19 protein-coding genes are annotated in these 19,325 nt (G+C 70.2%); 7 read left to right on the forward strand and 12 right to left on the reverse strand.

Features of this window, described 5'->3' with window-relative positions:
* Positions 1-43: 43 nt before the first annotated feature.
* Entirely contained in the window at positions 44-517 is a 474-nt protein-coding gene (gene aroQ, locus MQN93_RS30130; protein WP_016436096.1) for a type II 3-dehydroquinate dehydratase, read from the reverse strand.
* A 102-nt stretch (positions 518-619) separates the two neighbouring features.
* On the opposite strand from aroQ, the gene MQN93_RS30135 reads away from it, so the two are divergent.
* Positions 620-1,666, forward strand: coding sequence for a S66 family peptidase (locus MQN93_RS30135; protein WP_242712021.1), 1,047 nt, complete (start codon positions 620-622; stop codon positions 1,664-1,666).
* A gap of 46 nt (positions 1,667-1,712) precedes the next feature.
* Here the strand turns inward: MQN93_RS30135 and MQN93_RS30140 are convergent, their stop codons facing one another.
* The 6 genes from MQN93_RS30140 to MQN93_RS30165 all read right to left on the reverse strand — a co-directional run bounded on the left by MQN93_RS30140 (position 1,713) and on the right by MQN93_RS30165 (position 10,100).
* Positions 1,713-2,813: a calcium:cation antiporter gene (locus tag MQN93_RS30140; protein ID WP_037782642.1), complete on the reverse strand. Its 1,101-nt coding sequence runs from the start codon at positions 2,811-2,813 to the stop codon at positions 1,713-1,715.
* Between the two features lie 163 nt (positions 2,814-2,976).
* Positions 2,977-3,978, reverse strand: a complete 1,002-nt coding sequence (locus tag MQN93_RS30145; protein ID WP_242712022.1) for a TerC family protein — start codon at positions 3,976-3,978, stop codon at positions 2,977-2,979.
* A 227-nt stretch (positions 3,979-4,205) separates the two neighbouring features.
* The gene (locus MQN93_RS30150; protein WP_242712023.1) at positions 4,206-6,209 is read right to left on the reverse strand and encodes a TerD family protein; all 2,004 of its coding nucleotides are present in this window, start codon (positions 6,207-6,209) and stop codon (positions 4,206-4,208) included.
* Positions 6,210-6,316: 107 nt separating this feature from the next.
* Positions 6,317-6,895 (reverse strand): TerD family protein, encoded by a 579-nt coding sequence (locus MQN93_RS30155; RefSeq protein ID WP_037782640.1) that lies wholly within the window; start codon positions 6,893-6,895, stop codon positions 6,317-6,319.
* A 159-nt stretch (positions 6,896-7,054) separates the two neighbouring features.
* Positions 7,055-9,193: an excinuclease ABC subunit UvrB gene (gene uvrB / locus MQN93_RS30160; protein ID WP_242712024.1), complete on the reverse strand. Its 2,139-nt coding sequence runs from the start codon at positions 9,191-9,193 to the stop codon at positions 7,055-7,057.
* Between the two features lie 40 nt (positions 9,194-9,233).
* Entirely contained in the window at positions 9,234-10,100 is an 867-nt protein-coding gene (locus MQN93_RS30165) for an MHYT domain-containing protein (protein WP_242712025.1), read from the reverse strand.
* A 279-nt stretch (positions 10,101-10,379) separates the two neighbouring features.
* Between MQN93_RS30165 and MQN93_RS30170 the strand changes: the two genes are divergently transcribed.
* From MQN93_RS30170 to fdhA, 3 genes are all read left to right on the forward strand, one after another.
* Positions 10,380-11,291: a glycerophosphodiester phosphodiesterase gene (locus MQN93_RS30170; protein WP_242712026.1), complete on the forward strand. Its 912-nt coding sequence runs from the start codon at positions 10,380-10,382 to the stop codon at positions 11,289-11,291.
* A gap of 50 nt (positions 11,292-11,341) precedes the next feature.
* Positions 11,342-11,896, forward strand: a complete 555-nt coding sequence (locus tag MQN93_RS30175) for a methylated-DNA--[protein]-cysteine S-methyltransferase (RefSeq protein ID WP_242712027.1) — start codon at positions 11,342-11,344, stop codon at positions 11,894-11,896.
* Positions 11,897-12,001: 105 nt separating this feature from the next.
* The gene (fdhA, locus tag MQN93_RS30180) at positions 12,002-13,228 is read left to right on the forward strand and encodes a formaldehyde dehydrogenase, glutathione-independent (protein ID WP_016436086.1); all 1,227 of its coding nucleotides are present in this window, start codon (positions 12,002-12,004) and stop codon (positions 13,226-13,228) included.
* Positions 13,229-13,312: 84 nt separating this feature from the next.
* Here fdhA and MQN93_RS30185 read toward each other — a convergent pair whose 3' ends face one another.
* A complete protein-coding gene (locus MQN93_RS30185) occupies positions 13,313-13,741 on the reverse strand; it encodes a VOC family protein (protein WP_242712028.1) in 429 nt (142 codons plus the stop codon).
* Between the two features lie 92 nt (positions 13,742-13,833).
* The gene (locus MQN93_RS30190; protein ID WP_242712029.1) at positions 13,834-14,628 is read right to left on the reverse strand and encodes a methyltransferase; all 795 of its coding nucleotides are present in this window, start codon (positions 14,626-14,628) and stop codon (positions 13,834-13,836) included.
* 205 nt (positions 14,629-14,833) lie between these two features.
* On the opposite strand from MQN93_RS30190, the gene MQN93_RS30195 reads away from it, so the two are divergent.
* Positions 14,834-15,961 carry a magnesium and cobalt transport protein CorA gene (locus MQN93_RS30195; protein WP_016436083.1) on the forward strand — a complete coding sequence of 376 codons (1,128 nt, stop codon included), beginning with the start codon at positions 14,834-14,836 and terminating at the stop codon, positions 15,959-15,961.
* Positions 15,962-15,979: 18 nt separating this feature from the next.
* On the opposite strand, the gene MQN93_RS30200 is transcribed toward MQN93_RS30195, so the two are convergent.
* The 3 genes from MQN93_RS30200 to MQN93_RS30210 form a co-directional block, all read right to left on the reverse strand.
* Positions 15,980-16,408 (reverse strand): CBS domain-containing protein, encoded by a 429-nt coding sequence (locus tag MQN93_RS30200; RefSeq protein WP_016436082.1) that lies wholly within the window; start codon positions 16,406-16,408, stop codon positions 15,980-15,982.
* A gap of 154 nt (positions 16,409-16,562) precedes the next feature.
* Positions 16,563-16,976: a PPOX class F420-dependent oxidoreductase gene (locus MQN93_RS30205; protein ID WP_242712030.1), complete on the reverse strand. Its 414-nt coding sequence runs from the start codon at positions 16,974-16,976 to the stop codon at positions 16,563-16,565.
* Positions 16,977-17,025: 49 nt separating this feature from the next.
* Positions 17,026-17,658 carry a nucleoside/nucleotide kinase family protein gene (locus MQN93_RS30210; protein ID WP_037782638.1) on the reverse strand — a complete coding sequence of 211 codons (633 nt, stop codon included), beginning with the start codon at positions 17,656-17,658 and terminating at the stop codon, positions 17,026-17,028.
* A gap of 177 nt (positions 17,659-17,835) precedes the next feature.
* Here MQN93_RS30210 and MQN93_RS30215 point away from each other — a divergent pair, with 177 nt between their 5' ends.
* Both MQN93_RS30215 and MQN93_RS30220 read left to right on the forward strand, forming a co-directional pair.
* Positions 17,836-18,531 carry a DUF2293 domain-containing protein gene (locus tag MQN93_RS30215; protein WP_016436079.1) on the forward strand — a complete coding sequence of 232 codons (696 nt, stop codon included), beginning with the start codon at positions 17,836-17,838 and terminating at the stop codon, positions 18,529-18,531.
* 250 nt (positions 18,532-18,781) lie between these two features.
* Positions 18,782-19,261 (forward strand): anthrone oxygenase family protein, encoded by a 480-nt coding sequence (locus MQN93_RS30220; protein WP_016436078.1) that lies wholly within the window; start codon positions 18,782-18,784, stop codon positions 19,259-19,261.
* Positions 19,262-19,325: the final 64 nt, after the last annotated feature.

The raw sequence follows: 19,325 nt of genomic DNA on the forward strand, positions 1-19,325 counted from the left end.
GTAAGGAGCGGACTGTAAGGAGCGCCCGCCAGGACAACGGGCCTTACGCGTCCGCCTGTGCCGCCCCCGCCAGCGCGGCGACGCGCTCCACGCCGAACACATAGCCCTGCACCCCGCACCCGGCGATGACGCCGTCGGCGCGCAGCGAGACGTACGAGTGGTGCCGGAAGGACTCGCGCTGGTGGATGTTGGAGATGTGCACCTCCAACACCGGCATTCCGTCACAGGTGTTGAGCGCGTCCAGGATCGCGACCGACGTGTGGGAGTAGGCACCGGGGTTGATCACGATCCCGCAGTGGTTCAGCCGTGCCTCGTGGATCCAGTCGACCAGGACGCCCTCGTGATTGGACTGGCGGAAGTCCACCGTGCCGCCGTGCGCGGCCGCCGCCTTGGCGCACAGGGCCTCGATGTCGGCCAGGGTGTCCTTGCCGTAGATCTCCGGCTGGCGCTGGCCGAGCAGATTGAGGTTGGGCCCGTTGAGGATCATGATCGGGGCGTTGGCCAGGGTGCGGGGCACGGTTCCTCCGGTCCGGTGGGGTGCGGCGATCCGTCCAGGACCGCTGTTCGGACCCGGTTTATCACGGTGCATGCGCGGCGGTGCGGCCCGTACCCTCCCGGCATGACGACGATCTCGTACCCTCCCAAGCCCTCGCCCGGCGACCGCGTGGCCATCGTCTCGCCCTCCGCGGGCCTGCCGGGGCTCCTGCCGCGTCCCTTCGAGCTCGGGCTGGAGCGGCTGCGCAAGGAGTACGGGCTCGAACCGGTCGAGTACCCGGCGACCCGCACCATGGGCTCGACCCCGCGGCAACGGGCCGACGACCTCCATGCCGCGTTCGCCGACCCGGAGGTGAAGGCCGTCGTCGCCTCCATCGGCGGGGACGACCAGATCACCGTTCTGCCGCTGCTGGACCGGGAGTTGATCCGGGCGAACCCGAAGCCGTTCTTCGGGATGAGCGACAACACCAATCTCCTGCTGTATCTGCGCAACACCGGGATCGTCGGCTACCACGGCGCGACGGTGATGTGCGAACTCGGCCGCCCCGGCGCCATGCACCCGCAGACCGCCGACTCCCTGCGCGCGGCGCTGTTCACCTCGGGCCCCTACGACCTGAGGCCCGCCGAGCGCTGGAACGACGTCAACGGCGACTGGGCCGACCCCGCCACCTTCGAAGCGGAGCCGCCGTCCCGGCCGGGCGACGGCTGGACCTGGGTGAACGCCGACCGGGCGGTGGAGGGCCGCAGTTGGGGCGGCTGCCTGGAGATCCTGGGCTGGCTGCTCATGGCCGACCGCGAGATCGCGCACGACCTGTCCGAGTACGACGGCGGTGTGCTGTTCCTGGAGACCTCCGAGGAGCTGCCGAGCGGCGCCGAGGTCTTCCGCACCCTGCGGAACATGGGCGAGCGCGGACTTCTGCAGCGCTTCTCCGCCCTGCTGATGGGCCGGGCGCGCACCTGGTCCTTCGAGCGCCCCAACAGCCCCGAGGAGGGCGCTCGTTACGCCGCCGGACAACGCGAGGCCGTGCTGCGGGCCATGCAGACGTACGCCCCCGACACCATGATCGTCTTCGATGTCGACCTCGGGCACACCGACCCACAGGTCGTCATCCCCTACGGCGGCCTCGTCCGCGTCGACGGCCCCGCCCGGCGCATCACGGTCACGTACTGACGCGCCACGGCCTTCGGGTTCCACGACCGCTTCGACCACGGGGCCGTCAAGGATTGATCGCGAGCTCCAGATACGCCGCGAACAGCACCAGATGGACCCCGCCCTGCAGCGGTGTGGCCCGGCCCGGGACCACGGTCAGCGAGGCCACCACGACGGTCAGCGCGAGCAGCACCATGTGCACGGCGCCGAGGCCGAGGACGAGTGGTCCCGAGAGCCAGATCGAGGCCAGGGCGACGGCGGGGACGGTCAGGCCGATGCTGGCCATGGCCGAGCCGAGGGCGAGGTTCAGGCTGGTCTGCACCCGGTCGCGGCGCGCGGAGCGCAGGGCGGCGATGGTCTCGGGGAGCAGCACCAGCAGAGCGATGATCACGCCGACGACGGCGTGGTGCAGTCCGGCGGCCTCCACGCCCGACTCGATCGTGGGCGACACGCCCTTCGCCAGTCCGACCACGCCGATCAGGGCGAGCAGGAGCAGCCCGAGGCTGATCCAGGCGGTGCGGGCGGTGGGTGTCTCGGCGTGGGTGTCCGCGGTGATCACCTCGCCCTGCCGGGTGATCGGCAGGAAGTAGTCACGGTGCCGCACGGTCTGGGTCGTGACGAACAGGCCGTAGAGCACCAGTGAGGAGAGCGCGGCGAAGGTCAGCTGCACGCCCGAGAACTCCGGGCCCGGCTTGCTCGTGGTGAACGTCGGCAGCACCAGGCTCAGCGTGGCGAGGGTGGCCACGGTCGCGAGGGCGGCTCCGGTGCCCTCCGGGTTGAAGACCGCCGTGCCGTGCCGCAGGGAGGCGACGAGCAGGCAGATGCCGACGATGCCGTTGCAGGTGATCATCACGGCCGCGAAGACGGTGTCCCGGGCCAGGGTCGAGCCCTTGTCGCCGCCGTCCGCCATGAGCGTGACGATGAGGGCGACCTCGATGATCGTGACGGCGACAGCGAGCACGAGGGAGCCGAAGGGTTCACCGACCCGGTGGGCCACCACCTCGGCGTGGTGCACGGCGGCGAGCACGGCTCCCGCGAGGACGACCGTCACGATCCCGACGACGGCGCCCGGCAGGTTCCTCCCCCACGTGAAGGCCAGCAGCACGATCGCGAGCGCCGGCACGATCGACGTCCAGCCTGTCGCGAGTGCTCTCAGCCGAGCGATCATGCGGCGATCGTCGCAGAGGCCCACGGGCCCCGCACTCCGGTCGCAGGGACATGCCCTCCGGGCGGACGGGGCGCACCCCGCGGATGCGCGGGGCGCGCCCCGGCCTGCTGCGGTCGCGCAGGACGAGCGTCTGCAGTGCCGGCTCGTCCTGCGCCGGTCGCGGTCAGGCCTGGACGCTGTCCTTCGCGGCGTCCTGGCTTTCGGCCCGCGCCGCGTCGGCCTCCGCCTGCTTCCTGGACGCCCTGAGGCTGGTGATAGTGGTGACGATCAGGACCGAGCAGATCACGCCGAGGGAGACCGGTATGGAGATCTCCGGGACGTGCACCCCGGACTCGTGCAGTGCGTGCAGCACCAGCTTGACGCCGATGAAGCCCAGGATGATCGACAGACCGTAGCTGAGGTGGACCAGCTTCCTCAGCAGGCCGCCTATGAGGAAGTACAGCTGCCGCAGACCCATCAGCGCGAACGCGTTGGCCGTGAACACGATGTACGGGTCCTGTGTCAGGCCGAAGATCGCGGGGATGGAGTCGAGCGCGAACAGGACGTCCGTGGTGCCGATCGCGAGCATCACGACCAGCATCGGCGTCATGACCCGCTTGCCGTTCTGCCGGATCCACAGCTTGGTGCCGTGGTACCGGTCGGCGACGCCGAAGCGGCGCTCGGCGGCCTTGAGCAGCTTGTTCTCCTCGAACTCCTCGTCCTCCTCGTCGGCCCGGGCCTCCTGGATGAGCTTCCAGGCGGTCCAGATCAGGAAGGCGCCGAAGAGGTAGAAGACCCACGCGAAGCTGGCCAGGATCGCGGCACCGGCGGCGATGAAGACCGCCCTGAGGACGAGGGCTATGAGGACCCCGACGAGCAGCACCCGCTGCTGGTACGGGGACGGCACGGCGAACTTCGCCATGATCAGCACGAAGACGAAGAGGTTGTCGACACTCAGCGACTTCTCGGTGATGAAGCCCGCGAAGAACTCGCCGCCCGCCTGGCCACTGCCGAAGACGAGCAGACCGAGCCCGAAGAGCCCGGCGAGGGCGATCCAGACGACCGTCCAGATTCCGGCTTCCTTGATGGACACGTCGTGCGGCTTGCGGCCGATGAAGAAATCGATCGCGATGAGGGCGGCCAGGCCCACGATGGTCAGGACCCACAGGGTCGGGGAAACATCCACTGCGCCTCCGGCGGTACGTCACGGCAAATGTCGTCGTCGCTACCGGAGGTCTCTTCCACCCAGGCACGGGCCCTGGGCCGACGCCCCGGGATCCGATTGATCCGTATTGACGGGTGCGCCGCAGCAGACCGGGAGTACTCCCCTCCGTGAGGAAGACAGTACCCCAATCCCCAAGGAAAGGTAAAGCAATTGGTAAAAGAAAGACCAAATACGCAGGTCAGAGAGTTTTACTGATACTTGGTGCGAGCTGTCGCGACCTGGGTGAGCACCTGCTGGAGCACCTGGCTGCCGACCGGCACGAGCGAAGGCTCGTACGTCCAGGCGTGGCCGACCCACGGGTCGGCGAGGTGGTCGTCGGGCAGCGGGGTCAGTCGCAGCAGCGAACGCCACAGCGGGTCGAGCAAAGGTCCGTAGCCGGCGGCCTCCTCACGGTCCGCGACCATCATCAGGTGGACGCCGACGGCCGGGCCCTCGTCCGCGAGATAGCGCAGCTGGGTCACGGCCCGGTCGTCGAAGCCGTGCGGGAAGTCGTTGACGATCAGGAGCTGCTCGGCGGTGTCGAAGCCGGGCGGCAGCGAGTCGGCCGCTCCGCCGCGCACCGCCATCTGCACCAGGTCGACGCGCTGGGTGAGCCGCGTCAGCACGTCCGACACGCCTGCCGCCCCCAGGGCGGGCGGGGCCGCGAGCACACCGGTCTGCAGCAGTGGCGCGAGCGCCTTGGTGCCGGAGCCGGCCGGGTCGATGACATGCGCGGTGAACTCGCCCGCCGGATAGACCGCGAGCAGCCGGGCCGCCAGCGCCACGGCCGTCTCCATCGCGAGGTGCGGCAGGGCACCGGTGTCCGCGAGCGGGTCCTCGCCCGCGCCGGTGCGTCCGCTGTCGATCCACAGGCCCCGCTCCAGCGGCAGGCGCACCAGCATCGGGATCCGCAGCAGTTCGCTCTCGGGCAGCCGCAGATCGCCCAGGCGCAGTGCCATGGGCATCTCCATCGGCACGCGGTAGGCGTGCCAGACGGGGTTGTCCCAGCGGGCGTACGCGGGCGGCAGCGCGGGCTCGACGACGTCGGCCTCGGCGGCGAGCTGGGCGAGGTCGCGGTCGAGTGCCTGCCTGGCCTGGTCGACCAGCTGTGTGTACTTGGCGCGGGCCGCCTGGCGCGCGGCGTCGCCCTGTCCGCCGATCCTGCTGCGCGGGTCGGACAGGACCTGGTCAAGTTCCTTCTCCATGCGCGAGTCCGCGAAGTCTACGGCGCTGCGGTACGCGGCCGCGCTGCGGGCCAGGTCCTCGAACATGCCCCAGACCTGGTTGTACAGCCGCTCGTCCATCGACCAGCCGGTCGCATCACCCGCCACGGGCCGGGCCGGCTGCCCGGGCTGCGCCGGGGGCGCGGCCGGCGGGGGTGGCGGCGGGGCGGAGCTCTGCCGCCCCGGGTGGCTGTAGTTGACCGGGCTGTCGGCGCCGGGCGTCGACGGCTGGGTGACCGCGGAGGGATCGACCGGGCCCGTCGGGTGTTCGGACCGACCGCCCTGGGGCGGGTACGTCGACGAGGAGTGCGGGCCCGCGGGAGCGGGGGCGCCATGGCGGGCAGGGCCGCTCTGGTCGGGGCCGAGCGCCGGGGCGGCGGTCTGGCGCGTACGGTCGCCGTCCGCCGCGCGCTGCGAAGGGGCCTGCACGGAACGCGCGAGGCCCTGGGCCACGGCTTCGTTGATCGTGGCCGCGAGCTGCTGGGCCTCGGGCAGCCCCTGGTCGGTGAAGAGCTCGGCGAGGCCGCCCGCGTACCCCTGGCCCACCGCGCGCACCTTCCAGGCGCCCTGGCGGCGGTAGAGCTCCAGCGCGACGACGGCCGTCTCGGCGTCCAGACCCGTGATCGTGTAGCTGGCGACCTCGGCGCCGTCGAGGCCGGTGACCGCGACGAAGGGTGCGGCCACCGCGCCGAAGCGGCCCGGTCCGCCGGTGCCCGTGGGCAGGGCGAGCAGCACATTGACGCGGTGCACCTCGTCCGGCATGGCGCCCAGGTCCACCGCGAGCCGGTGGTCGGCGGCCGCCTGCCTGGAGACCTCGAGCCCCGGGAGGTCCGGAGTGCCCGGGTGGGCCACCCATTCGAGGCCGCGCGCCTTTCCGTCGGCATCGCTGAGCGTGGCCGAGGCCACGACCGGAGTGCCGGCCGAGATCCGGATCTCGAGGCGGGCCTGGGAGAGCGGGTGGTTCTGCCCCCGCACCAGCTCGGCCGTCATCGCCCTCGTCCCCCTGTATTGACGGTGTTGTGTGGTGTGGGCCGGCGCGAGGTGCGCCCGGCCATCGCCAAGGGCCCGTCTCGCGGACGGGCCCCGGCGGAGTCGGACTACAGGTGCGGCAGGATCGCCGGCATCAGGTCCTGGAACGTACGGCCGTTGGCCGGGGTGCCCAGGGCCGTCATCGTCCAGCCCGGGCCCGAACGGTGCACCTTCGCCATGATCTGGGCCGTGTAGGCGCCGCCGCCGGCCAGCGTGTAGCGGGCGAGCTCCTGGCCGTTGGTCTCGTCGACCAGGCGGCAGAACGCGTTCTGCACCTCCTGGAACGTCTGGCCCGTGAAGGAGTTCACGGTGAAGACGATCTGGTCGATGTGGACCGGGACGCGGGAGAGGTCGACGAGGATCGCCTCGTCATCGCCGCCCTGGCCGACACCGCCGACGAGGTTGTCACCGGTGTGGCGGACCGAGCCGTCGTCGCTCACCAGGTGGCGGAAGAAGACGACGTCGACCGGCTGCTTGTCCGCGAACAGGACGGCCGAGGCGTCCAGGTCGATCTCCCGCGTGCGCGAGCCGAACAGGCCGCGCCGGGGAGCCGCCTGCCAGCCGAGACCCATGCGCACCGCGGCCAGACTGCCCCCGTCGTTCTTCTGCAGACTGATGGCCTGACCCTTTGTCATGTTGACGGTCACGCGCTGATTCCCCTCTCGAGCTGTCCCCTGTTGCCGCGGCATCCGCGGTTGACCAGAACCCTACGCAGGCGCACCGACCGTGCCGTACCCCGATCCGTACTTTGTGTCGGTCTTGCAACACAGAGCGGATACACCGAGGTCGGCACGGGAGGCGCCAGGTCAGGCCAGGCCCGCCTCGCGCATCTGGCGCAGTTCCTTCTTCATCTCGGAGATCTCGTCGCGCAGCCGGGCCGCGATCTCGAACTGGAGGTCGGCGGCGGCGGCACGCATCCGTGCCGTCATCTCCTCGATCTGTCCGGTCAGTTCGGCCGCCGGGCGGTCGGTCGGGACCGTCTCCTTGGCCTTGCCCTTCGCGGCCTTGGCCCCGCCGGCCGCCTTGCCGCCGAGGGCGGGCACGGGTGCCTTGGCGCCCTTGCCGTCCTTCGACTTGCGGTAGCCCGAGCCGAGCAGCTGTTCCGTGTCGACGTCCTCGCGGGCGATCTGCGCCACGATGTCGTTGATCTTCTTGCGGAGCGGCTGGGGGTCGATGCCCCGCTCCTTGTTGTAGGCGACCTGCTTCTCCCGGCGGCGGTTGGTCTCCTCGATGGCCTTCTCCATCGCCGGGGTCATCTTATCGGCGTACATGTGGACCTGGCCGGAGACATTGCGCGCCGCGCGGCCGATGGTCTGGATCAGGGAGGTGCCGGAGCGCAGGAAGCCCTCCTTGTCGGCATCGAGGATCGCCACGAGCGACACCTCGGGCAGGTCGAGGCCCTCACGCAGGAGGTTGATGCCGACCAGGACGTCGAACTCGCCCGCGCGCAGCTCGCGCAGCAGCTCGACACGGCGCAGGGTGTCGACGTCGCTGTGCAGATAGCGCACCTGGATGCCGAGTTCGAGGAAGTAGTCCGTGAGGTCCTCGGCCATCTTCTTGGTGAGCGTGGTGACCAGGACGCGCTCGTCCTTCTCGGTGCGGGTGCGGATCTCGTGCACCAGGTCGTCGATCTGGCCCTCGGTGGGCTTGACGACGACCTCCGGGTCGACGAGGCCGGTGGGGCGGATGATCTGCTCGACGACGCCGTCCCCGCGCGAGAGCTCGTAGGTGCCCGGGGTGGCCGACAGATAGACGGTCTGGCCGATGCGCTCCTGGAACTCCTCCCACTTCAGCGGACGGTTGTCGAGGGCGGAGGGCAGCCGGAAGCCGTGGTCGACGAGGGTGCGCTTGCGGGAGGCGTCGCCCTCGTACATGGCGCCGATCTGCGGGACCGTGACATGCGACTCGTCGATGACGAGGAGGAAGTCGTCCGGGAAGTAGTCCAGCAGGGTGTTGGGCGGGGAGCCGGGCAGCCGGCCGTCGAAGTGCATCGAGTAGTTCTCCACGCCGGAGCAGGAGCCGATCTGGCGGAGCATCTCGAGGTCGTAGGTCGTGCGCATCCTCAGGCGCTGGGCCTCCAGGAGCTTGCCTTGCTTCTCCAGCTCGGACAGGCGCTCGCCGAGCTCCTTCTCGATGTCGTTGACGGCGCGCTCCATGCGCTCGGGGCCCGCGACGTAGTGGGAGGCCGGGAAGACGTACAGGTGCTGGTCGTCGCTGATGATCTCGCCGGTGACCGGGTGGAGCGTGGACAGGGCCTCGATCTCGTCGCCGAACATCTCGATGCGGACGGCCAGCTCCTCGTAGACCGGGAAGATCTCGATGGTGTCGCCGCGGACGCGGAAGGTGCCCCGGGTGAACGCGAGGTCGTTGCGCGTGTACTGGATGTCCACGAAGCGGCGCAGCAGCTGGTCCCGGTCGATCTCGTCGCCGACCCTGAGGGGGACCATGCGGTCGACGTACTCCTGGGGCGTGCCGAGGCCGTAGATGCAGGACACCGAGGCGACCACGACGACGTCGCGGCGGGTGAGCAGCGAATTGGTCGCGGAGTGGCGCAGGCGCTCCACCTCCTCGTTGATCGAGGAGTCCTTCTCGATGTAGGTGTCCGACTGCGGGACGTAGGCCTCGGGCTGGTAGTAGTCGTAGTATGAGACGAAGTACTCCACCGCATTGTTCGGCAGGAGCTCGCGGAACTCGTTCGCCAGCTGGGCGGCCAGGGTCTTGTTCGGTGCCATGACGAGCGTGGGGCGCTGGAGCTGCTCGATCATCCACGCCGTGGTGGCGGATTTGCCGGTGCCGGTCGCGCCGAGCAGGACGACGTCCTTCTCGCCCCCCTTGATGCGCCGGGCGAGATCGGCGATGGCCTGGGGCTGGTCGCCGCTGGGCTGGTAGGGACTGACGACCTCGAAGGGCGCCACCGTGCGTTCGATGCTGGAAACGGGCCGCATGGGATCCACCGTACGACCCGGCACTGACAACGCGGTCCGGTCAGCGGTTCTGCGGGGTGCGTGAGGTGCGCCGGCCCTGGTGCCGGACGGGGCGGAGCGGCCGGCGGCGGGGCGGGTGGTGGACCGCCGGATGGGCCGGGACACCCGGCTTGTGCTCGACGGGGGTCCAGTCGGGCTTGCCCATGACCAGCATCGGGTCGAACATCACGACCACACCGGCGATGACGAGGAACGCGAGCGGGCCGACGAGCATGGGCCACAGCAGTGAGGCGGGCGATTCACCGGTGACGGGAGCGCCGGAATGGTGGAGGTGGACGCTGAGGGCCGCCATGCCCGTGTAGTGCATGCCGCTGACCGCGAGCCCCATGACCAGGCTCGCGCCGACGCTCCACAGGAACCCTCTGACCTGCCCGGCCGCCCACAGGGCGGCTGTCGCGGCGCACATCGCGATGACGACGGAGACGGCGACGGTGACCGTGTTGTACTCGAACCTGCCGTTCAGGCGCATCCCGGCCATGCCCAGATAGTGCATGGACGCGATGCCCAGGCCGGTGATCGTGCCCCCGGTGAACAGGGCCGCCCCCTTGGCGCCCTTGTAGCCGACGATGAAGAGCCCGACGCCGACCATCACTATGGCGACCCCGAGGCTGGCGAAGGTCATCGGTCTGTCGTAGTGGATGGGCGCCCCTTCGACCGTGAAGCCCATCATCGCCACGAAGTGCATGGTCCATATGCCGGAGCCGATGGCCGCCGCGCCGAGGGCGAGCCAGCCGGGGCGCCAGGACTGCGCCACGAGCATCGATCTGGTGGTGCAGCGCAGGCCGAGGGCGCCTCCGAGGGAGGCCATGAGATAGGCCACCACCGGCGTGACGAGTCCGTAGGTGAATCCGTCGACCGTGCCCTGCATGCGCGGCTGCCCTTCCCGCCCTCTTCGTCCCGTAACCCGCCGAAATACGCCCCCTCCCAGGACCGCCCGAGCGGTCAGGGTTGAGGCAGAGAGTATGACTCCCACCGGAATGGTCGAACGATTTTCCGGCAAAGAAACACGGCGTTGCCCCACTTGTGCGGCACCAGTGAGCGGTCATGGGCAACACCATTCAATGTGTGGCCATTCTGCACCCCGGCAGCGTTCACGCTCTGCTGTCACAGTTGATCTGTCCGTGATCAACCGATGTGAGGGGTACGCATGTACGCGCGCGCAGTCGCCGCCATCACCGCCGCGCTCCTGGGGGCGGCCGCCCTGCTGATGCCCGGGTCCGACGCCCGGGCCGGTGCCCACGCCCACGCGGACTCCCCCGTCAGGGCGGGCGGCACCGGTGCGCGGCCGCTGGTGATCGCTCACCGGGGGGCCTCCGCACAGGCGCCCGAGAACACGCTCGCGTCCATCGACAGGGCGGCCGAGCTCGGGATCCCCTGGGTCGAGAACGACGTGCAGCGCACCAGAGACGGCGAACTCGTGGTCATCCACGACGACAGCCTCCAGCGCACCACGGACGTGAAAAGGGTCTTCCCCGGGCGGGCGCCCTGGAAGGTGAAGGACTTCACCGCTGCCGAGATCGCGCGCCTGGACGCGGGCAGCTGGTTCGACTCGCGGTTCGCGGGCACGCGCGTGCCGACGCTGGAGCAGTACATGCGCCGCGTCGAGTACAACCGCCAGAAGCTGGTCCTGGAGATCAAGAATCCCGAGCTGTACCCGGGCATCGAGCAGCAGATCCTGAAGCTCCTCGGCAACGAGGGCTGGCTCGACCGGCCGCATCTGACCGGCCGGCTGGTCGTACAGAGCTTCAGCGCGGACAGCCTGCGGACCGTCCATGAGCTGAGGCCCGCCGTCACGACGGCCTTCCTCGGTACCCCGCGCATCGCGGACCTGCCCGGTTACGCCGCCTTCACCGACGGGATCAATCCCTCGTACGGCACGATCTCGCGGGGCTACGTCTCCGCCGCACACTCCGTCGCGGGACCGCACGGCCGGCCGCTCGGCGTCTTCGCCTGGACCGTCGACGACGCGGACAGCGCCCGCCAGGTCGCCGGGTACGGCGTCGACGGCATCATCACCGACAAGCCCGACGTCGTCCGGGACGCGCTGCAGAACCCCTGAGCCCCGCCGCTCCCCCGGGCGTTGTCAGTGGCGGGCCGTACGGTGGGCGCATGGACAGCGATGGGCAGTACGAACAGCAGGTCGTGTGGGCGGTGCTCGGCACGGAGATCGGTCCGCTGCTGCTGGCCGCGACCCGCGAGGGCCTGGTCAACGTCGTCTTCCACGCCACCGACCCGGTGCGCGACAAGGCGCTCGGCCGGCTCGCGTCCCGGCTGGGCAGCGAGCCTGTCGAGGCACCGGACTCACCCCTGCTGGCCGAGGCGATACGACAGGTCCGGGCGTACTTCGCGGGCGAGCGGCGCGACTTCGAGCTGCCGCTGGACTGGTCTCTGATCTCCGGCTTCAACAGGCAGGTGCTGCGCGAGCTGGCCGTCGGCGTTCCGTACGGCGCGGTCGTGGGCTACGGCGATCTGGCCGGGCGGGTGGGCCAGCCGGGTGCGGCCCAGGCGGTCGGGACGGCGATGGGGTCCAACCCGCTGCCGGTCGTCGTGCCCTGCCACCGAGTGGTGGAGAGCGACGGCGGCATCGGCGGGTTCGGGGGCGGACTGGAGACGAAGCGCAAGCTGCTAGCCCTGGAGGGAGTGCTCCCCGAGCCCCTGTTCTGAGGGGGTGCGCGAGGGGTGGCCGGGAGCGGACGGCAGTAGCAGACTCCGCCATGCGCACAGCCACTGGCATCCGAGGAATCGGAGCCGAAGGGACGGCGATCACGCATGAGCGGAAACAGGGCAGTCGCGTATCTCAAGCCGGGAGCGGTGGAAGTAAGGACCATCGACTACCCGACGCTTGAACTCCAGGACGGGCCGGGGGTGGCACCGGACAATGTCGGCCGCAAGGTCCGGCACGGTGTGATCCTCAAGGTCCTCGCCAGCAACATCTGCGGAAGCGACCAGCACATGGTGCGCGGGCGGACGACCGCGCCGGAGGGGCTGGTCCTCGGACACGAGATCACCGGGGAGGTCGTCGAGAGGGGTCCGGACGTCGAGTTCGTCGAAGTCGGCGACATCGTCTCCGTGCCGTTCAACATCGCCTGCGGGCGGTGCCGCAACTGCAAGGAACGCAAGACCGGCATCTGCCTGAACGTCAACCCGGCCCGCCCCGGTGCGGCCTACGGCTATGTCGACATGGGCGGCTGGGTCGGCGGTCAGGCCGAGTACGCCATGGTCCCCTACGCGGACTTCAACGTGCTGAAGTTCCCCGACCGGGACGAGGCGCGCGAGAAGCTGCTCGATCTGACCATGCTGTCGGACATCTTCCCGACCGGCTTCCACGGCGTGGTGAGTTCGGGCGCTGGGGTCGGCTCGACGGTGTACATCGCCGGGGCGGGGCCGGTCGGCCTGGCGGCGGCCGCGTCCGCGCAGCTGCTGGGTGCAGCCGTGGTCGTGGTCGGCGACCTCAACCCCGAACGCCTCGCCCAGGCGCGCAGCTTCGGGTGCGAGACCGTCGACGTCTCGAAGGGCAGCGTCGAGGACCAGCTCGCGCAGATCCTCGGGGAGCCCGAGGTGGACGCCGCGGTCGACGCGGTCGGCTTTGAAGCACGAGCCCACGGCAAGGACGCTCCGGAGGCGCCCGCCACGGTGCTCAACTCCCTGATGGGCATCACGCGCGCGGGTGGCGCCCTCGGCATCCCGGGTCTCTACGTCACGGACGACCCCGGCGGGATCGACGAGGACGCGAAGTCCGGGACGCTGAAGGTGCGGCTCGGCCTGGGCTGGGCCAAGAGCCACCACTTCACGACCGGACAGTGCCCGGTGATGAAGTACCACCGGGGCCTGATGATGGCGATCCTGCACGGGCGTGTGCACATCGCCAAGGCAGTCAACGCGACCGTGATCGGCCTGGACGACGCGCCGCGCGGCTACGCCGAGTTCGACCAGGGCGCCAGCCGCAAGTACGTACTCGACCCGCACGGCGTGCTGAAGGGGGTACAGCCCGTCTGAACCCGGCGAGGAACACAGGAACAAAAGGTGCCCACGCGCACACGCGCATGGGCACCCTCTTGCCCGGGCGGACGCCGTCCTGCGCTAGTCGTAGTGCCGGGCCTCGAAGATGTTGCCGTCGGGATCGCGGAAGTAGAAGCTGCGCCGGGCCATTCCGCGGGCGCCGTAGGAGTCGTAGGAGAACTCGGAGACGGGGACGGTGCGTTCCTCCAGGCGGCTGTGCAGGGCGTCGAATTCCTCGCGGGGCATGGCCAGGCAGACGTGGTTGACCGGGTGGCCCGAGCTGTCGGCGGCCCCGGGCACCATCTTCATGCCCTGCGCCATGGCATGGGGCATGAGGTCGAGGATGGTCTCGTCGTTGAGCCGTACCGAGGGGAAGGAGGCCTCGCCCGCCGCGAACTCGGTGATCCTCAGGGGACGCAGCCCGACCGCCTTCTCGTAGAAGTCGGCCGAGGCGACCGGGTCCTGCACCCACAGGACGACATGGTCGAGACGTGCCGTGTTGTCCGTCATGTTTTCAGGCTGGTGCGGTCCTCCGCGGGCCGCAAGGGTCCGGCGGCACGAAACCCGGCGGCTCCCGCCCCCATGCCCGTCGGCTCCCGCCGCTACGCCTTGCGTCCCCACGCCGAGATCATCGGGGCCGTGGCCAGGTCCATCCCGCCGGCCGCGACATTCGCCAGATGACGGTCGACGTCCTCGTTCGTCGCGATACCGGCGGCGACGAGACGGTCGCGGATCTGCCGGACGGTCGCCGACTCCAGGGCGGCGCAGGCCGCGGAGGTGAGCGGGAAGTACGCGTCGGCCTCCACGTCCCGCAGTCCGGCCTCGCGCAGCAGGCGCGGAAGGCGGCGGCCGTAGGAGAGGTCGGCGCCCCGGTCGGCGAGCAGTCGGCGGAAGCCCTGGCGCAGACGGTTGGCGAGCCGCTCCTCGGGGCCGTGCTCGTCGAGGCAGACCAGGGGCTGCAGGGCGGGGTCGGCGTCCTCGATGAGGAGCATGCCACCGGGGCGCAGGGCCTCGATCATGGACCGCAGAGCTCTTTCGCGGTCCGGTACATGGACCAGGACGAGCCGGGCATGCACCAGGTCGAAGCCCTCTCCCGGCGGTTCCTCGGCGCCGACGTCGTGGACGAGCACACGCACCGGCGGGCGGGCCGCGGAGGCTAGCAGGGAGGTGTCGATGTCGGTGGCGACGACCTCTCCCTCCGGACCGACCTTCGCGGCCAGCCAGGACACCACCGAGGTACCGCCGGCGCCGACCTCCCAGCAGCGCCCGCCGGAGCCGAGGCCGAGCCCTTCGAGGTGCCGGAAGGTCGTGGGGTCGAAGAGGGTGGTGAAGGCGTCGAAGCGCTCCCCCGCCTCGGTCTGCCGGTTGTCGAGCAGATATCCCTCGGATTGCGTCATACCGCGATCATCGCAGTCGTCCGCGCGCCGTCAGCCGCCGGTTGTCCACAGCCGGGAACCAAGCGGAATGCAGTGCTCCCACAGGCTCACTCGCCGCTTTCACAGACCTGGCAAACTGACGCGCCACGGCACACGAAGGCAGCTCACCACCGCGGCGGGCTGCCGACCGCGCTTCGAGCCCGGAGATCCACGCAAGGAGATCCAGATGTCCATGGCAGGGAATCTGCGGAAGGTCACGCACCTCAGCAGGGTCGGCGGCCTCCGCAAGGTGGCACGGCTGGCCCGGCGACGCCCCCGCGTCGACCTGAGCCACCCGGCCCGCTCCCCTCTGGGCTCCTCCGTGGTCAACTGCGTCACCTACCGGGAGGGCGAGCGGGTGCCGGGCGGCAGCGACCTGGTCGACGCCGTGGAGCGGGTGCGCAAGCACGGTGACGGGTTCGTGTGGCTGGGGCTGCACGAACCGACGGACCAGGAGTTCGCGGGCATCGCCGAGCTCTTCGACCTGCACCCGCTGGCGGTCGAGGACGCGATCGAGGCCCATCAGCGTCCGAAGCTGGAGCGGTACGACGAGACGCTGTTCGCGGTGTTCAAGACCGTCTGCTACGTCGAGCACGAGGAGCTGACGGCGACGAGCGAGGTGGTCGACACCGGCGAGATCATGGTGTTCGTCGGCGAGGACTTCGTGATCACGGTCCGGCACGGCAGGCATGGCTCCCTCGGTCCGCTGCGCGAGGAGCTGGAGTCCGATCCGGATCAGCTCGCCAAGGGGCCGGCGGCGGTGCTGCACGCGGTCGCGGACCATGTGGTCGACGACTATCTGCAGGTCACCGACGCGGTCCAGGCGGACATCGACCAGGTGGAGATGGATGTGTTCGCGGAGAACGGCGCGCGGGCGGACCCGGGCCGGATGTACCAGTTGAAGCGCGAACTCCTCGAGCTGAAGCGGGCCGTCGTGCCGCTCACCCGCCCGGTCGAGGATCTCGCGACCCGGCCGATCCGGGTGGTGCCCCCGGAGATACAGGCCTACTTCAGGGACGTCCTCGACCATTTGATGCGGGTGAAGGAGCAGATCGCCTCCTTCGACGAACTGCTCAATTCGATCCTGCAGGCCCATCTCGCGCAGGTCACGGTGGCGCAGAACGAGGACATGCGCAAGATCACGGCCTGGGCCGCGGTGATCGCCGTTCCGACGATGGTGTGCGGTGTGTACGGCATGAACTTCGATCACATGCCGGAACTGCACTGGACGTTCGGCTACCCCCTCGTCCTCGGCGTCATATCCATCGCCTGTCTGGTTCTGCACCGCGGCTTCAGGCGCAACGGCTGGCTGTGACGTGCCTCGCCGGACGGGTCAGCTCGTCGTCGACCTGGCGTAGACGCTGTGGGCGAAGTCGGCGATCTGGTCCTCCGTCAGATGCTGGGCCAGGTCGGCTTCGCTGATCATGCCGACCAACCGCTTGTTCTCGATGACGGGGAGCCGGCGGATCTGGTGGTCCTGCATCTCCCGGAGCACGTCGCCCACATCGGCGCCCGACTCGATCCAGCGTGGGGTGCCGTGGGCCATCTCGCCCGCGGTGACCCGGGCCGGGTCGTGGCCCATGGCCACACAGCCGATGACGATGTCGCGGTCGGTGAGAATGCCGCACAGCCGCTCGTTCTCGTCGCTGATGGGCAGGGCTCCGACGTTCAGCTCACGCATCAGCTGGGCCGCGCGGTCCAGCGTCTCGTGGGCGGGGATCCACTGGGCGCCACGGTGCATGATGTCTCCGGCAGTGGTCATGGGGTACCTCCCGGTGCCGGACGGCCGGCGCGGCGCGGGACGCACCGCTAGTCCCGGCGCCCTACATTCTCGCGGCGCGGCTCGCCCGGTGCACCCGGAACCGCGCGGTAACAGACGAACCGGAAAGGCCGGGCGAGGGGCGTTCAGTGCCGCGTCAAACCGAGAAGCCGACGATCCTGTGCGGGACGACGCGGATGATGACGCGGACCTCGTCGTCCTTCTCTGCGGGCGGGTCGATGCCGAGGTACTTGTGCGAGAGCTCGTGCGGGAGCCGCTTGCCCTCGTCGGGGAGGATCTCGGCGGTGCCGCGGATCTCGGCCGAGGTGTAGGGGTCGGCGAGGTCGAAGACCGAGAGGCTCACACGGGGATCGCGGCGGAGATTGCGCACCTTCTGGCGTCCGTCGGTGGAGGAGAAGAGCACGGTGTCGCCGTCGCGCTTGATCCAGACCACCGAGTTCTGGGGGGCGCCGTCGGGGCCGAGGGTGGCGACGCTGGCGAAGTTCTTGCCGTCCAGCAGGGCGCGGACGGCATCGGTGAGAGGAATCGGATCGCTCGGGGAGGGCGTCATGGGGACAGGCTAACTGCATGCACGCGCATATAAAAGCGGTGAGCGGCGTTCACCCCCGCCACGCCGGGCGGCGCGGATCGTCGGCGCGTACGAGGACGTCGGCGGTGCCGGCCGGGTCGGTCTCGTCCTCGTAGCGCTCGAAGGCGGGGAGGGTCCAGTGCTCGGACTCGGGGGTGCGCCGGTGCAGAGCGCCGGACGAGAGGAGGACATGGACGGTCAGGTCGAAGGGGAACCAGTGCCGCAGCAGGAGGGGACCATGGAGCAACAGGAAGCCGCCGGGCGGGAGTTGGACGTAGGGGCTGCGGGTGGCTCGGTCGGTGACCGGGTCCCACAGGTCCGGCAGCACACGCCCGTCGCCGCCGGGTTCGAGGTGGCCGAAGACCTCGCGCCACAGGGCGCCGGTGTCCAGCCGGCCGTCGTAGTAGGCGTCGATGTCGTGGCGGCCGTACTCCAGCCGGACCGAGGCGGGTCGCAGAAACCCCTCGGCGGCCACGGTCAGGGACGGGCGGCCGCGTATCCGCAGGGCCTCGGCGACGCGCTCCGCGAGGTCTCCCGGGTCGGCCGCGGGGGCTCCGTCGAAGGCGACCCGGGGCCAAGGACTGCCGTCGGCCGGTTCGAGGTCGAGCAGACGCTCGGCGATGAGGTCGCCGAGCCGGTCCCACGTGATCGCTTCCAGTCGCACACGGCCATCATGCGCCGGCCGCTGGACGGGATGCACAAACGGGATGCGCAGAACGGGCAGGCACAGGACGAGGCAGGCACAGGACGAGGCAGGCACAGGGCGGTTCAGGCACAGGGCGGACAGGCACAGGGGGAGATCGGGGTGATCCGAAGTCCGGTCAGGGGGAATGAATCAGTCATGGCACGTCTTGCAACTCCCGGGGCCCGCACCGGGCTTCTCGTCTTCCAGCCGCTCAAGAGACGGATGTGCACGGAGTGTCACGCGGGGCCGCTGGCGCTGCTCGTGCTCGAGGACGGGGCACCGCGGTGTCTCGACTGTGCCGACCTCGGCCATCTGGTGTTCCTGCCGCGCGGCGACACCGCGCTGACGCGGCGGTCACGCGAGGAGAGCACGTTGTCGGCGGTCGTGGTCCGCTTCAACCGGCGCAAGGCGCGGTACGAGCGGCAGGGCGTCCTGGTCGAGGAGGAGGGGCTGGCCCGTGCCGAGGAGCGATGCCTCGCGGACGCCGAGGCGCGACGGCGGCGCCGGGTGCGGGACGCGCGGCGCCGGGCGGCGGAGGACGTGCGGTTCACGGAGGCGTTCGCGGCGGAGATACGGCGGCTGTATCCCGGGTGCCCGGCGGAGCGGGCCCTGGCGGTCGCGGCGCACGCCTCGGTGCGGGGCAGCGGACGGGTGGGCCGGAGCGCGGCGGGGCGCGCGCTGTCCAGAGGCGCGGTGGTCTCGGCGGTCGTGGCCTCCGTACGTCATCTGGACACGCCCTACGACCAGTTGCTGATGAGCGGCGTGCCGCGGCACGAGGCCCGGCGGCGGATCAGGCCGGCGGTGGAGACGGTGTTGCGGGGTTGGCAGGCGCAGAGGGAGGAGGCGGGTTGACGAGGGGCGGGCCGAGGAGGGGCGGGCTGACCAGAGGCGAGTCGAGGAGAGGTGGGCTGACCAGAGGCGGGTTGAGGAGAGGCGGGTCAGGGAGAGGTGGGTTGACGAGAGATGGGGCCTGGGTGGGCGTGCTGGACGTCTGCGTATGTGCCTGCGTTCTTCGGCCATGGTCACCGAGTCGGTACGGCAATTCACTTGAAGTGACGGGAGGTGCCGGGGATGATCTCGGCTCGACGCGGGAGTTGACGACATGATCGATGGACCGTATCTGTGGCTGACGGTGCTGGGCGTGCTCGGAACGGGCCTGGTGGCGGGGGTTTTCTGCGGGTTCTCGACGTTCGTGATGAGGGGGCTGGCGTCGCTGCCGCCCGCGCAGGGTGTCGCGGCGATGAACGCGATCAATGTGACGGCGGTGATGCCGGCGTTCATGTTGGTGTTCGTGGGGTCGGCGGTGCTGTGTGCGGTGCTCGCCGTGGTGACGTTCGTGCTGTGGCCGGGCGACGGGAAGGTGGAGTTGCTGCTGGGCAGCGCGCTGTATCTGTTCGGTTCGTTCGGGGTGACGATGGTCGCGAACGTGCCGCGCAACGACGCGTTGCTCAGGCTGGATCCGGGCACTCCGGAAGCGGCCGCGTACTGGCCCTCGTATGTGCGCGAATGGACCTTCTGGAACCACGTTCGCACGGTCGCGTCGGCGGGAGCGGCAGTGGCGTACGTGCTGGCGCTGAGGTGAGCGCACCGGCGGCGCTCCACCCCTCTGCGGGGGTGGCCCCGGAGTCGTATCGTGGCCGGAAGAG

Origin of the sequence: Streptomyces spinosisporus (genome assembly GCF_022698145.1) — a bacterium.
Classification (GTDB): Bacteria; Actinomycetota; Actinomycetes; order Streptomycetales; family Streptomycetaceae; genus Streptomyces; species Streptomyces spinosisporus.